Origin of the sequence: Amycolatopsis sp. NPDC051373 (assembly GCF_040689465.1) — a bacterium.
GTDB lineage: Bacteria > Actinomycetota > Actinomycetes > Mycobacteriales > Pseudonocardiaceae > Amycolatopsis.
In genome coordinates this window covers 97,666-111,118 of the sequence record NZ_JBFBAE010000034.1, presented here as the reverse complement: position 1 = coordinate 111,118, position 13,453 = coordinate 97,666, and the positions used below count along the sequence as shown (strand labels likewise).

The window sequence follows — 13,453 nt, the reverse complement described above, 5'->3', positions numbered from 1 at the left end:
ACCGGCCCGGCTCGATTCCGAAACCCTGAAGCCATGAACAACCCCTGATCACTCAGGTGTTGCAACGACCCCTAGAAACCGCCGGAGGGCGGGGGTCTGTGGTCCCGGCTGCGGCGTCCGATCTGTGGTCAAGCGAGGCCACGTGCGGCGGAGATCGCGGGCGTCATGGCGTGTCCGCGCGACCCACGTGCCGTGTCACGACCCACTGGCACCAGGCGGTTTCACACCCACCCGAGACACCTCAGCCCCCGCGTCATCCTCCGCCTCCCACCGCAGCAGATCACCCGGCTGACACTCCAGCACCTCACAAAGCGCCGCCAGCGTCGCGAAGCGAACTGCCTTGGCGCGGCCGTTCTTCAGCACCGCCAGGTTCGCCGGCGTGATCCCCACGCGGTCCGCGAGCTCGCCGACCGACATCTTCCGCCGGGCCAGCATCACGTCGATGTCGACGGCGATGGGCATCAGATCACCTCGTCGAGCTCGGCCTGCAGCTGCGTCGCCTCGACGTCGCGCGCGACGGCCTGGGCGAGGAGCATCCGCAGCACCAGCACGATGAGCGCGACGCCCAGGATGGCCACGCCGATCCCGCCCATGATGAGGGTGACGCCGGGGTCGTCGCGCTGGCCGGGTGCGTTGACGGCCGTGACCGCGAACCACACGAGGGCCGCCGCCACGATGGCGCCGATGACGGTGTCGACGTAGCGGAAGGCGGCGCGGGAGAACACGGTGCCGCGGCGCACCATCGTCACCAGCCGCCACACGCTGACCACGGCGACCTGCACCGTCACCAGGCCCAGGATCGCGAGGAGGCGAAACGCGGTCAGCGGGAGCGTCCCGCCCTCCGGGTCGCTTCTGGTGACCAGCACCCACACCATCAGCACCTGGATCAACACGGTTCCCGCGAGCACCACCGCGAGCACCGTGCGCAGCGCGTTCACTGCCAGCTTTCCCATAAGCCATCCTCCCATCGAGTTACGATGGGAATCTATCGATTGTCGATAGCCTAGGCAAGTCGCAAAAGAGAAACGACGGGGTACCCGGAGGCACCCCGCCGCTCAGCCCGAACCCAGACCCTCACCCACCGGAAACCGAGTCCCACAGCTTCTCGTACCAAGACCCCTGCGGAACCGCCGCCGGGTTCGCCGCAGGAGGCGGCGCGGAAGGCTGGTCCTCCGGCAGCTGCACGATGTACGGCGTCTCCCCCGGCTTCACGTACCGCAGCCGACGGCGGGCCTCCGCCTCGATCTGCGCCGGGTCGCTCAGCTGGGCCTTGCGGTCGCGCAGGACGTCGACTTCCTTCTGCAGCTGGGCTTGCTGCGCCTCCTGGTCACGCACTTCCGACCGCTGGCTCAGGTACGTCCGCAGCGGCACCGCGACGGTGAACGCCAGCGCACACACGACGATCGCCACCACGGCCGCGCGCCGGGTGGTCGACATGCCGAGCACTTTGGCCGCGCCCGACGCGCGTTTGGCCGCGAGGCCACGGCGTAGCCGAGCCCTCGTCGTCTCCGCTGACGAAGCCTCCGCCGTCCGGCGCCGGGCCGACGCGGGACGACGGGCCCGTGTGGACCCGCCTCCCTCGGCACGCCGCCTCCGCGTGGACCCGGCGCCGTCGGCTCGGCCTCCGCGGCGGCTGCGCGCCCTCCCCCGGTCGGCCATGGAAACCCTCAGGCCTCCGCGGTGAACCGCGGGAAGGCGAGGTCGCCGGCGTAGCGCGCGGCGTCCGCCAGCGTCTCCTCGATGCGCAGGAGCTGGTTGTACTTCGCGATCCGCTCGCCGCGCGCCGGGGCGCCCGTCTTGATCTGGCCGACGCCCGTGGCGACCGCGAGGTCCGCGATGAACGTGTCCTCGGTCTCGCCGGAGCGGTGGCTCATCATCGACTTGTAGCCGTACGACGTGGCCAGCGACACCGCGTCCAGCGTCTCCGACAAGGTGCCGATCTGGTTGACCTTCACCAGCAGCGCGTTGGCGGCGCGGCGGGTGATGCCCTCTTCGAGGCGGTCCGGGTTGGTGACGAACAGGTCGTCGCCCACGAGCTGGACCTTGTCGCCGACCTCGGCGGTCAGCTGGACCCAGCCGTCCCAGTCGTCCTCGCTCAGCGGGTCCTCGATGGACACGAGCGGGTAGTCGCGCAGCAGTTCGGCGTAGTAGGCCGACATCTGCTCGGCGCTGCGCTTGGTGCCCTCGAACGTGTAGGCCCCGTCGGCGAAGAACTCGGTCGCGGCGACGTCCAGCGCGAGCGCGACGTCGCGGCCCGGCGCGTAGCCGGCCTTCTCGATGGCCTGCAGGATCAGGTCGAGCGCCTCGCGATTGTTGCCCAGGCTCGGCGCGAAGCCGCCCTCGTCGCCGAGGCCGGTGGACAGGCCGCGGCCCTTCAGCACGCCCTTGAGCGCGTGGTAGACCTCGGTGCCCCAGCGCAGCGCCTCGCGGAACGACTCGGCGCCGATCGGCGCGATCATGAACTCCTGGATGTCCACGTCGGTGTCGGCGTGGGCGCCACCGTTGAGAATGTTGAGCATCGGCACGGGCAGCACGTGCGCGTTCGGCCCGCCCAGGTAGCGGAAGAGCTCCAGCTCGGCCGACTCGGCGGCGGCCTTCGCGACGGCCAGCGAGACGCCGAGGATCGCGTTGGCGCCCAGGCGCGACTTCGCGGGCGTGCCGTCGAGGTCCACGAGCTTCTGGTCCACGATCCGCTGGTCCACGGCGTCGACGCCCACCAGGTCCGGACCGATCTCGTCGAGCACCGCGGCGACCGCGCGCTCCACGCCCTTGCCGTTGTAGCGGCCGGTGTCCCCGTCACGCAGCTCGACTGCTTCGTGCTCGCCGGTGGACGCACCCGACGGGACAGCGGCCCGCGCCAGCGTGCCGTCGTCGAGCGCCACCTCCACCTCGACGGTCGGGTTGCCACGCGAGTCCAGAATCTCGCGCGCGCCTACCTGCTCGATGAGAGCCACGCCATGCTCCTCAGTGGGTCGTGCCTGCGGTGACGCCGCCCAGAGTAGCCGTCCGCGGCTTTCACCCGTTGGAGGCACGGCCATTCCGCTCAGTGCCCGTCAGTGGCCTTCCGAGCTCTCCGGCCGCACTTCACGCCACCCGGACGGCAGCTCGACGGTCTCCGACGTCTGCTGCCAGAACGTCCAGCTGTTGCCCCCGGGGTCCGCCACCGTGAACACGCGCGCGCCGTACGGCTGGTCCTGCGGCGGCTCCGGCTCGGCGTCCTCGCCCAGCGCCGAACGCACGCGCTCGTACTGCGCGTCGACGTCGGTCACGTAGATGATGTTGAGCTGCCCGACCGGTCCCTCGACGCCCTTGGCCGCCCAGTATTCGGAACCGACGCCGGCGAGCTGGACCGTTCCGGTGCCCGCGCAGAGCGTCGCCTGGAAGACCTCCCCGGACGCGTCCTCGAACCGCACTTCCTCCCGGAAGCCGAAGACCCTGGTCAGCCACTCCAGCGCCGCCGTCGCGTCGGTGTAGTAGAGGTAGGGCGCCAGGCCCAGGTAGCCGGGTTCCTGTCCGCTGCTCATGGCAGGACAGTCCACCACGACCCGTCCGCCGCCTCGTGCGAGGCCCTCCGGAGCGGTATCGTCGGAGTGACCATGACGGACGCCGCAGCAGCACCAGAGCCCACCGGCGAAGACCGTTTCCGCGCCTTCCGCCAGGCCGAGGATCTGGTCGAACGCCACCGCCCGCTCGACGCGCTCAAGGCGCTCGAACCCCTGCTCGACGAGACGGACAAACCGAGTGTCCAGCTCCTCGCGGGCCGCGCGTACTTCCACTCCGCGCAGCTGCGCCGGGCGGAACGCGCGTTCACGCGAGTCCTCGAGCTGGATCCGACGGATCACTACGCCCGCTTCGTCCTCGGGCGAACCCTCCAGCGCCTCGGCCGGTTGGCCGAGGCGCTGGCGCAACTGCGGATGGCTTCGGCGATGAACCCCGTGCCGGAGTACCTGGAGGCGATCGCGGAAGTGACGGCGCGGATCACGTTGCAGGATCGCTGACGCGTTGTTCGGGCTCCGCGCTTTCGGGCTCGGTCTTCCGGATGGTCAGCGGTCGCGCGGGTGTGGCCTTTCGGCGCTTCCGCTCGGCCGGTCGGCTGATCCGGCCGACCCTCCTCGTGGGCGAACCTTGAGTCATCACGGAGAACGACCCGAGGAGCTCGAGATGAACGTCTTCACCTTCATCGCCGTCTACGCCGGCCTTGCCGTCCTGGTGCTGGCGGCGCTCTCGCCGGTGATCGTCGAACTGGACGCGCGGTTCCCGGTCGGCCGCCGCCAGCGCGCCGCCGCCGCTTCGCCCGCCAGGCCCGCCGTACCTGCCGCGCCGCGTCCGGCGAAGGCCCTCAAGGGCACGCGGATCACCGCCCACGCCTGAGGCGCAGCGCCGGTGACGCGCCGCTCTGGCCACGGCGCCGGTGCGGCACCCTGCCAACTCGCCGACTTATCCACACCGTGGCTCTCGCTCGCGAGGTTGTCCACAGATTCCGCGAAACCCGTTTCCAGGCCGCTGACCTCGGTAGACTGGGTTCGGGGACGCCCCCCTCGGGAGGGCGGGGGCCTGTCTTCCCGGCCCGCGGTCAGGGGCAACACCGCTGCCAGGTGGTGGTCAGTTCCGTGTCATGCGTTCGGGGACTATCCCGGGCCAGGGTCGTCCTTGGCGAGTTGAGCTCGACCGCGACTGCGTTGAGGTGTTCGGGGTGTGGACCGGCAGGTCGGTGCCTGCGGGGACGTAGTGGCGCAGCAGGCCGCTGGTGGCTTCGTTGCTGCCGCGCTGCCAAGGCAAGTGCGGATCGCAGAAGTAGACCGGCATCCCTGTCGCCTCGGTGAACTGGCCGTACACATGCACTTCGCTGCCGTGGTCCGAGGTCAGCGAGCGTTGCAGTCGGGTGGGCGGGGGTCGCGATCTTCGCCACGAGGGTGTCGCGGACCAGGCCGGGCGCGTAGCGGTCGGGCAGGCGCCGCGGCATCCCGTAGCGGGTCGCGCATTCGACCACGGTCCCGATGGTAGAGCGGTTGAATGCGGCCAGGACCAGGTCTCCCGCCCCATGGCCCGGGATCGCGCGGTCGGCGACTTCGGCCGAGCGTTCGCAGATGATCACCACCTCAGTGGACATCCGTCACGCTGGTGATCAGGGCCGGACACGCGCCAGGTGCTGGACCGGCCCGGCTCGCAACCAGCCCGCGACTTCACATCGCAACAACGCGGGCCCGCACATACAAGACTCAATGGATCGTTTCGCAGGTCACATGCCATTCCGGCAGGGTGGGACGCCGGTCTTCCCGGCCCGCGGTCAGGCAGCGACGCTCGCCGCAGCGTAAGAATCCGCAGCGGAGAACACGCTCTGCACGTAGTCCACCGAAGCGTTGTAGAACAGCATCGCGCGCCACCAGCCCGTGGGGGTGCCGAGGTCGTCGCCGCCGGAGCAGAGGTAGCGGGCGGCCGTGAAGGCGGCGTCGTCGATGTTCTGGGGGTTGGCGGGTTTGCCGTCGCCGTTGGCGCGTTCGGCGTACTTCTTCCACGTCGCCGGGGTGAAGTGGAGCGGGCCGAGTTCGTGGTCGGCTTTGCGGTCGCCGTCCAGGGCGCCGGAGTCGGTGTCCGCGCCGACGGAAGCGCCGACGACAGCGGGCGTCACGTCACCGGAGGAAGACACCGTCAGCGAGGGCGTGGCCAGATGGCCGATGCCGGCGAGAGTCGCCCAGGACAGGTGGCAAGCCGGTTTCTGGCGGCGCATCCACATTTCCGCGCGGCCGTACGCGGCGAGAACCCGGGCGGACAGCTGAGTTTTGCCCGCCACGCGCGCGGCCCACGCGTCCAGCTCCGCCTGATCCGATTCCGTCGGGCGATCGGGCGGGGCGGCCAAACCGGCGCGCGGAGCCGAAGCACCCGATTGGGGACGCTGCGGGGGCACCGAGAACGACGACGTCGCAGCCGGAGCAGGCGGAGCGGCCGAAGGAGCCGGGTTGCGCACCCCGATAGTCACCACCAGCACGATCCCCGTGAGCACCAGCCCCAGCGACAACGCGATCCGGCTGACGTAGCGACGAGGCGGAGACGTCGTCTGAGTGGTATCGGCCACCCGGACAGGCTACTTCTCCCACCTTCGCGTGACGCCACATCGGGTGATCACGAAACGCCGCGTGGAGACCCCGAAAGGCATCCCACCCCCGCACACAGCCAGGCTCCGATCGAACACTCCCTGATGCCGTCCCACCTCACGAAAGGCAAGCGGACGGTTAACTCCCAGCCCCAGCCGCCCACATCACACAATTCGTTATGGATCCGCCGTTCAGCTCGCTGACCTGCGGTTACCCTAACCTAACCCGACCGGGTGGTCCGTTTTGTCCGATCACACAGGGGGTCTCGGGCGTACGCTCCTCTGGACTTACAGGCAAGGCTTACCTAAAAACATCAGGTCAGGTATGCGGAGGAGGGCTGAGCAGTGGTGTTTTCGAGCGCGCTCATCGGGTTGCGCGAGGGGCTCGAGGCCGCCCTCGTAGTCAGCATCCTGGTGGCGTTCCTGGTCAAGACGGACCGGCGCCACGCGCTGAAGTTCGTGTGGCCGGGCGTGGGTGCCGCGGTGCTGCTGTCAGTCGCCGTCGGCGCGATCCTGACCTACAGCACCGCGCAGCTGAGCTTCGAGCACCAGGAGCTGCTCGGCGGCAGCCTCTCGATCGTCGCGGTCGCGTTCGTCACGGCGATGATCTTCTGGATGCGCAAGGCTTCCAAGCAGATGGCCGCGGAGCTGCGCGGCAAGATGGAGGACGCGCTCAACGTCGGCCCCGCCGCCGTGCTGCTGCTGTCGTTCCTCGCCGTCGGCCGCGAAGGGCTCGAGACGGCCGTGTTCTTCTACTCCGCCGTGCAGACCGCGCAGTCGGACACGATCCAGCCGCTCATCGGGTTCGTGGTCGGCATCGCCGCTGCGATCGTGATCGCGTACCTGCTCTACCGCGGCGCCGTGCGGTTCAACCTCGCGAAGTTCTTCACGGTCACCGGCGTGCTGCTGGTGTTCGTCGCCGCCGGCGTGCTCGGCTACGGCCTGCACGACCTGCAGGAAGCCGGCTTCATCCCGGGCCTGACCACCCTCGCGTTCGACGCGTCGAGCGCGCTGCCCGAAACCTCGTGGTACGGCGCGCTGCTCAAGGGGATCTTCAACTACTCGCAGCAGACCACCGTGCTGCAGGCGATCGCTTGGGTCGCCTACGTGGTGATCGTGCTCCCGCTCTTCCTCAAGCCCACCAAGAAGAAAACCGTCACGGCTGAAGCCGCTGCGGCCGCTGTCAAGGAGTGACCGTGCCCCTTTCTCCCAGAACCCCACTGGTCGTGCTGGCCGGAGTCGGCGCCCTCGTGGCCCTGTCCGCGTGTGACAGCACCGATTCCGCGTCGACCGGCTCCGGCGCCGCGGGCCCGATCAAGGTCGAGGCCTCCGACAGCACGTGCGCCGTCGCCGCGAACACCGCCAACGCCGGCAACGTGACGTTCGAGATCACCAACAAGGGCACCAAGGTCACCGAGTTCTACCTCTACGCCGAGGGCGACCGGATCATGGGCGAGGTCGAGAACATCGCCCCCGGCCTCAACCGCCGGCTCATCGTCGAGGTCCCCGAGGCCGGCAAGTACCAGACGGCGTGCAAGCCGGGCATGGTCGGCAACGGCATCCGGGGCGATTTCACCATCACCGGCGGCGCGCAGAAGCAAACCGACACCAACGCGCAGAAGGCCGAAGCCACCAAGAGCTACGCCACCTACGTCGCGAACAACACCGCCGCGCTCGAGACCGAGACGCAGAAGTTCGTCGACCTCGTGAAGGCCGGCAAGGTCGACGAGGCGAAAGCCGAGTACGCCACCACGCGCGTGTACTACGAGCGCATCGAGCCCGTCGCGGAGAAGTTCGGCGATCTCGACCCGCTGATCGACGTGCGCGAGGCCGACCTCGAGTCGGGCCAGCAGTTCACCGGTTTCCACCGGCTGGAGAAGGACCTGTGGGTCACCGGCCTGCAGCCCGACAGCCCGCAGGTCGCCGACAAGCTGCTCACCGACGTCAAGGACCTGGTCACCAAGACCAAGACGCTGCAGCTGAGCGCGATCGACCTCGCCAACGGTGCCAAGGGCCTGCTCGACGAGGTCGCCACCGGCAAGATCACCGGTGAGGAAGAGACGTTCTCGCACACGGACCTGTGGGACTTCCAGGCCAACGTGGACGGTTCGAAGGGCGCGATCGCTTCGCTGCGCCCGATCCTGCAGGATCGCGACCCGGCGCTGGTGTCCACTCTGGACAAGCAGTTCACAGGAGTGCAGTCACTGTTGGACAAGACGCGTGTGGGTGACGGGTTCAAGTACTACAACCAGCTGTCGCAGGACGAGATCAAGGCGTTCGCCTCGGCGGTCGACGCGCTGAGCGAGCCGCTGAGCAAGGTCGCGGAGGTTGTGTCGAAGTGAACGAAGAGGGCACCCGCGTCTCCCGTAGGAAGCTGTTCGGCCTGGCGGGAGCGGGGGTCGCCCTGGCCGGCGCGGGAGCGGCGGCCGGGGTCGGCATCGACAGGATGGGTGGCTCCACCGCACAGGCCGCGGTGACCACTGTGGACTTCCACGGCGAGCACCAGGCCGGCATCGTCACGCCGACCCAGCAGAACTTGCACTTCGCCGCGTTCGACGTGACGACGACCGACGTCGGCGAGCTGCGGCAGCTGCTGCGCACGTGGACTTCGGCGGCACGGCGGATGACGGCCGGGCAGGAGGTCGTGCCCAACGGAGCCGTCGGCGGCGCCGCTGAAGCCCCGCCCGGCGACACGGGTGAGGCGCTGGATCTGCCGGCGTCCGACCTGACGTTGACGATCGGCTTCGGCCCGTCGCTGTTCGACGGCCGGTTCGGGCTCGCGTCGAAGCGGCCGGCGCAGCTGATCGACCTGCCGCTGTTCCCGAAGGACAAGCTCGACCCCGCGCGCACCGGCGGTGACCTGTGCATCCAGGCGTGCGCCAACGACCCGCAGGTCGCCGTGCACGCCGTGCGCAACCTCGCGCGGCTCGGCTTCGGCGTCACGGAGGTGCGCTGGTCGCAGCTCGGCTTCGGGCGCAGCGCGTCGACGTCGCGCGAGCAGGCCACGCCGCGCAACCTGTTCGGCTTCAAGGACGGCACCAACAACATCAAGTCCGAGGACACCGATTTCCTGCGCGACGAGGTGTGGGCCGTGGCCGGCGACGGCCAGGCCTGGATGGCGGGCGGCTCGTACCTGGTGGCGCGGCGGATCCGGATGCACATCGAGACGTGGGATCGCGAGCCGCTGGAGGGCCAGGAGCAGATCGTCGGCCGCACCAAGGGTTCCGGCGCGCCGCTGGGCCAGACGGCGGAGTTCGACGAGGTCGACCTGGGCGTCCGCGGCGAGGGCGGCGTGCCGCTGATCGCGGACGACGCGCACATCCGCCTGGCTTCGCACCAGACGTTGAACGGGACCCGGATCCTGCGGCGTGGCTACAACTTCGTCGACGGTTCCGACGGCGTCGGCCACCTCGAAGCCGGCCTGTTCTTCCTGGCCTTCAACCGCGATACGCGCAAGCAGTACGTGCCCATGCAGCAGGCGCTGTCGTCGAAGGACGCGATGATGGAGTACGTGCAGCACACGGGTTCGGCGCACTTCGCGGTTCCGCCGGGCCTGACCCCGACCTCGAACTGGGGCGACGGCCTGTTCGCTTGACTTCAAGTGGGGTTGAACTTGCACGGTGGAGTGCATGTTCACCTCAGCAGAACTCGACTACCTCGCCACGCAGGGTCTCGGGCGGCTCGCCACGCAGCAGCCGAACGGGACCCTGCAGGTCAGCCCTGTGGGCTTCACCTACAACGCCGAGGCCAAGGCCATCGACATCACCGGCTACCACCTCACGCAGAGCCGCAAGTACCGCAACGTCGCTGCCAACGGCCGCGCCGCCTTCGTGGTGGACGATCGGCCGTCGTTGAACCCGATGCGCGTGCGCTGCCTGGAGATCCGCGGCCGCGCGGAGGTGCTGACCGACGTGTTCGCGCCGGACGGGCACCTCGACGGAGCGGTCATCCGGCTCCACCCGGAACGCATCATCAGCATGGGCATCGACAACGCCGATGTGCCGCCGCTGGAGATGAAGCCGAACAACCGCAACGTCTGAGGCCGCTACCGGATCGTCGACCGTAATCCGCACCGGTGCTCGGCCGCCGCGTCCGCCGGCTGGATCTGGTTCGGCACCAGCTGAAGCCGCGCGTGCGCCGTTCCGGCGGACCACCTCGGTGCTCCGGCGTGGTTCGGGTCGCCGGTCCGGGCAAAGGCGGTCCAGTACGCGATCATGCTCGCCGCCAGGTCCTGCCGCGGCTGGGTTTTCAGCAGGTCAAGACCACCCAGGTCGAATAGGTACGGCAGGTCGGACGCGTGCGCGGCGCCCGGGGAGAACCCGGGGACGTTGATCCCGTTGACGTTCGGGGCGTGGGGATCCGCGAACACGTACGGGTACACGGTCGTGTGCCGGGCCAGCTCCTGGTCGGCGGTCACCGTGGGGCAGGCCCAGCCGGCGTCGGTGGTGACGGTGGCCCAGGCCAGTGGCGCGGATCCGTAGCGCGCCAACGGGTACTGGGCGGCCACGCGGCCGGCGCTTGCCCCGAAGGCGGCTTGCAGCAGAGCCGGGTAGGTCTGGTCGGTGATCAGGGTCGGGTCGGCCATCACGGCGCCGCCGACGAACGCGCGCTCCTCGTCACGGTTTCCGCCGGAGATCACCGGCACGCGCAGGAACAGGCCGCGCTGCAACGCCGTCGCCGGGTCCAGCGGCAGCACGGGCGTGCCGTAGGCGAGGTGGTCGGAGAAACTCCGGTTGAGCGCCACCAGGTCCGCGGCCGGTTTGCCGCGCATGCACGCGAGTTCGTCGCTCTGGCAGCCCTTGCCGCGCGCGGCCTCGAGGCCGTTCGGCCTGGTCCTGCCGCAGCGACGTATAGCCGGTCCGCGGGCGCGCCCGGGAACAACGCGCCGGCCGGCCAGTTCAGCAGGCACGATCCGGAGGACATGATCGCCTTGTCGACCAGGCCCCGGGCCTGCGGCGAGGTCAGCATCGCGCACACCGACATGCCGCCGGCCGACTCGCCGAAGATGGTCAGGTTGTTCGGATTCCCGCCGAACGCGGCCGCGTTGCGCTTGGCCCACCTCAGGCCGGCTATCTGGTCCTGCAGCCCAAAGGTGCCCAATCCGCGCAGGCCGAGGAGGCCGTAGCAGCCGACGATGCCGAGGCGGTAGTTGAGCGTCACGACGATGACGTTGCCCTGGTCGGCCGGCCGGTCGGCGGTGTAGCCGTCGCCGGCGCCGCTGGTGTAGCCGCCGCCGTGCCACCACACCATCACGGGCAGCTTGGCACCCGGCGCCACCTTGCGCGGGGTGGTGACGTTGACGAACAAGCAGTCCTCATCGGCCGACGCGGGTTGTCCCGGCCCGGCCGCGGTCTGCGGGCACTGGCTGCCGGCCTTCGTGGCCTCGCGGACGCCGGACCACGGGACCGCGGGTTGCGGTGCGACCCAGCGCAACGCGCCGACCGGCGGTTTCGCGTAGGGCACGCCGAGGAAGTGGCGGGTGGTCGCATTCGCGTCGCTGTGCAGCAGGCCGGTGTCGACCCGTACGGTCAGCGGCGCGTCCTCGGGTGCCGCAGCCGCGGTGCCGGTCGCGGGGGACAACGCCATCACGACTACGGCTGCGGCGGCGACGATCCTGTGGAGCCTCATCAGTCTCCCCTTGGTGCAGTGGGTGTCGCAGTGGTTGCGAGGGCGAAAAGGGTCTGCAATTCCGACGCGTACGGCTCGACGGAACCGCCGCCGGCGATGTGGGCCAGCTCCGCGTCCAGCGCACCGCGGACGGTGGCGCACATGACGTCCACGTCGAACGCGCGGAACTGGCCTTGCTCCTGGCCCGCGCGCAGACCGGCCGCCAGGTCCGCCATCTCCCGCGTGTGCCGGTGGTGCCCGGCACGGGGCACACCGTCCTTGTCCGAGTAGATCTTGCCGAGCGCGGCCATCTCGGTCGGGTGCGCGGCGTACAGCTCGACGCTGCCGCCGATGAACGTCAGCAACGCCTCGCGCGGCGACGCCGCCGCCCCCATCCGCGGCCCCAGGAACTCCAGCCCGAGGTCGTACACCGACCGCACCACCTGCTCGATCAGCTCGGCCCGGTCGCGAAAGTGGTAGGTCAATACGCCTCGGCTGACCCCGGCGCGCTCGGCGATGCGCACCGTCGACGCCTTCGCCGGCCCCACCTCGGCGATCAGCTCGATCGCACACCGCACCAACTGCTCGCGACGGGCCGCGTGGATGAACGACGCGGCCTCGCCTTCCCGAGCATCTTGAACAGGCGTGTTCAAAAGCCAGCAGGGCTGTTCAATCAGCACCACCAATCGGCGTCCGAGCAGCCCGTCCGTGGTGACGAACGGGCGCATTCACGCTTCCGCCCTCGCACCGGGCGCCGGTGCGAGATCATGTCTGCATGGCGAGCAAATCCGACGACGGGCGTCACCCCTCGACCGAGCCACACGAGTCAGGCATGTTGGAGGTCGGCGACGGCCATTCGCTGTACTGGGAGGTGTCGGGCAACCCCGACGGCAAGCCGGCCGTCGCGCTGCACGGTGGTCCCGGCTCGGGGAGCTCTCCGAGAACGCGGAGTCTATTCGACCCGAACCGCTACCGCGTGGTCCTGTTCGACCAGCGCAACTCCGGGCGCAGCACCCCTTCGGCAACCGACCCGGTCGTCGACCTGTCGGCGAACACCACCCAGCACCTCGTCACCGACATCGAGGCCCTGCGGGTCCACCTGGGAATCGAGCGCTGGCTCGTGTGGGGTGGCTCGTGGGGCGTCACGCTCGCTCTCGCCTACGCGCAGGCACATCCGGAGCGCGTGACTGAGCTGGTGCTCGCGGCCGTGACCAACGGCGACCGCCGCGACACCGACTGGATCACTCGTGACATGGGCCGCGTTTTCCCGCGCGAGTGGGAACAGTTCCGCGACGGCGTACCCGCCGCCGAACGCGATGGCGACCTGTCCGCCGCCTACAGCCGGCTGCTCCACGACCCCGATCCTGAGGTCCGCGCCAAGGCCGCACGCGGGTGGTGCGAGTGGGAGGACACGCACATGTCGCTGGCCCCCGACGCCGCACCGTTCCTGTCGGTTGCCGAGCCGGCGTTTCAGCTGGCCTTCGCCCGGATCGTCACGCACTACTGGTCCCACGGCTGCTTTCTCGACGACGGGCAGCTGTTGCGTGACATCGAGCGGCTCCACGGGATTCCCGCCGTGTTGATCCACGGGCGTTACGACGTCAGCGGTCCGCTCGGCACAGCCTGGGCGCTGCACCGGGCCTGGCCCGGAAGCGAGCTCGTGGTGCTCGAAGACACCGGTCACGGCGGCGGCAGCATGACCGCGGCGATCGTCGCCGCCACCGATCGCTTCGGCCGTGGTCAAGGCGACTAAAA

15 protein-coding genes and 1 pseudogene are annotated in these 13,453 nt (G+C 69.7%); 7 read left to right on the top strand and 9 right to left on the bottom strand.

Annotated features, from left to right (window positions below; genetic code table 11):
- Positions 1-195: 195 nt before the first annotated feature.
- The 5 genes from AB0383_RS43055 to AB0383_RS43035 form a co-directional block, all read right to left on the bottom strand.
- A complete protein-coding gene (locus AB0383_RS43055) occupies positions 196-462 on the bottom strand; it encodes a helix-turn-helix transcriptional regulator (protein WP_364181871.1) in 267 nt (88 codons plus the stop codon).
- The gene (locus tag AB0383_RS43050; protein WP_366190290.1) at positions 462-953 is read right to left on the bottom strand and encodes a DUF2975 domain-containing protein; all 492 of its coding nucleotides are present in this window, start codon (positions 951-953) and stop codon (positions 462-464) included. Before AB0383_RS43050 ends, AB0383_RS43055 begins: the two co-directional genes overlap by 1 nt.
- A 121-nt stretch (positions 954-1,074) precedes the next feature.
- Positions 1,075-1,437: a septum formation initiator family protein gene (locus tag AB0383_RS43045; RefSeq protein ID WP_220244275.1), complete on the bottom strand. Its 363-nt coding sequence runs from the start codon at positions 1,435-1,437 to the stop codon at positions 1,075-1,077.
- A 230-nt stretch (positions 1,438-1,667) separates the two neighbouring features.
- The gene (eno, locus tag AB0383_RS43040) at positions 1,668-2,954 is read right to left on the bottom strand and encodes a phosphopyruvate hydratase (RefSeq protein WP_220244276.1); all 1,287 of its coding nucleotides are present in this window, start codon (positions 2,952-2,954) and stop codon (positions 1,668-1,670) included.
- A 99-nt stretch (positions 2,955-3,053) separates the two neighbouring features.
- The gene (locus AB0383_RS43035) at positions 3,054-3,524 is read right to left on the bottom strand and encodes a VOC family protein (protein ID WP_364181877.1); all 471 of its coding nucleotides are present in this window, start codon (positions 3,522-3,524) and stop codon (positions 3,054-3,056) included.
- Between the two features lie 72 nt (positions 3,525-3,596).
- On the opposite strand from AB0383_RS43035, the gene AB0383_RS43030 reads away from it, so the two are divergent.
- Entirely contained in the window at positions 3,597-3,998 is a 402-nt protein-coding gene (locus tag AB0383_RS43030; RefSeq protein ID WP_220244278.1) for a tetratricopeptide repeat protein, read from the top strand.
- A 163-nt stretch (positions 3,999-4,161) separates the two neighbouring features.
- A complete protein-coding gene (locus tag AB0383_RS43025; protein WP_366190289.1) occupies positions 4,162-4,371 on the top strand; it encodes a hypothetical protein in 210 nt (69 codons plus the stop codon).
- A 916-nt stretch (positions 4,372-5,287) separates the two neighbouring features.
- Here the strand turns inward: AB0383_RS43025 and AB0383_RS43020 are convergent.
- On the bottom strand, positions 5,288-6,001 hold the full coding sequence (locus AB0383_RS43020) for a murein transglycosylase (RefSeq protein WP_364182295.1): 714 nt from the start codon (positions 5,999-6,001) through the stop codon (positions 5,288-5,290).
- Positions 6,002-6,436: 435 nt separating this feature from the next.
- Between AB0383_RS43020 and efeU the strand changes: the two genes are divergently transcribed.
- Genes efeU through AB0383_RS43000 form a run of 4 tightly spaced genes read left to right on the top strand, consistent with a single transcriptional unit; the run spans position 6,437 to position 10,131 of the window.
- Positions 6,437-7,285 (top strand): iron uptake transporter permease EfeU, encoded by an 849-nt coding sequence (efeU, locus tag AB0383_RS43015; RefSeq protein ID WP_220244280.1) that lies wholly within the window; start codon positions 6,437-6,439, stop codon positions 7,283-7,285.
- Entirely contained in the window at positions 7,282-8,433 is a 1,152-nt protein-coding gene (efeO, locus tag AB0383_RS43010; protein WP_364181882.1) for an iron uptake system protein EfeO, read from the top strand. Before efeU ends, efeO begins: the two co-directional genes overlap by 4 nt.
- Positions 8,430-9,686: an iron uptake transporter deferrochelatase/peroxidase subunit gene (efeB, locus tag AB0383_RS43005; protein ID WP_364181884.1), complete on the top strand. Its 1,257-nt coding sequence runs from the start codon at positions 8,430-8,432 to the stop codon at positions 9,684-9,686. Before efeO ends, efeB begins: the two co-directional genes overlap by 4 nt.
- Positions 9,687-9,720: 34 nt before the next feature.
- Positions 9,721-10,131 carry a PPOX class F420-dependent oxidoreductase gene (locus tag AB0383_RS43000; RefSeq protein WP_364181887.1) on the top strand — a complete coding sequence of 137 codons (411 nt, stop codon included), beginning with the start codon at positions 9,721-9,723 and terminating at the stop codon, positions 10,129-10,131.
- 5 nt (positions 10,132-10,136) lie between these two features.
- Here the strand turns inward: AB0383_RS43000 and AB0383_RS42995 are convergent, their stop codons facing one another.
- The 3 genes and pseudogenes from AB0383_RS42995 to AB0383_RS42985 all read right to left on the bottom strand — a co-directional run bounded on the left by AB0383_RS42995 (position 10,137) and on the right by AB0383_RS42985 (position 12,426).
- A complete protein-coding gene (locus AB0383_RS42995) occupies positions 10,137-10,862 on the bottom strand; it encodes a carboxylesterase family protein (RefSeq protein ID WP_366190288.1) in 726 nt (241 codons plus the stop codon).
- 134 nt (positions 10,863-10,996) lie between these two features.
- A pseudogene (locus AB0383_RS42990) lies at positions 10,997-11,677 on the bottom strand (carboxylesterase family protein); the annotation flags it as partial.
- A gap of 41 nt (positions 11,678-11,718) precedes the next feature.
- Positions 11,719-12,426 (bottom strand): TetR family transcriptional regulator, encoded by a 708-nt coding sequence (locus AB0383_RS42985; protein ID WP_366190287.1) that lies wholly within the window; start codon positions 12,424-12,426, stop codon positions 11,719-11,721.
- A gap of 47 nt (positions 12,427-12,473) precedes the next feature.
- On the opposite strand from AB0383_RS42985, the gene pip reads away from it, so the two are divergent.
- Positions 12,474-13,451: a prolyl aminopeptidase gene (pip, locus tag AB0383_RS42980; RefSeq protein WP_364181897.1), complete on the top strand. Its 978-nt coding sequence runs from the start codon at positions 12,474-12,476 to the stop codon at positions 13,449-13,451.
- The last annotated feature ends 2 nt before the right edge of the window (positions 13,452-13,453 follow it).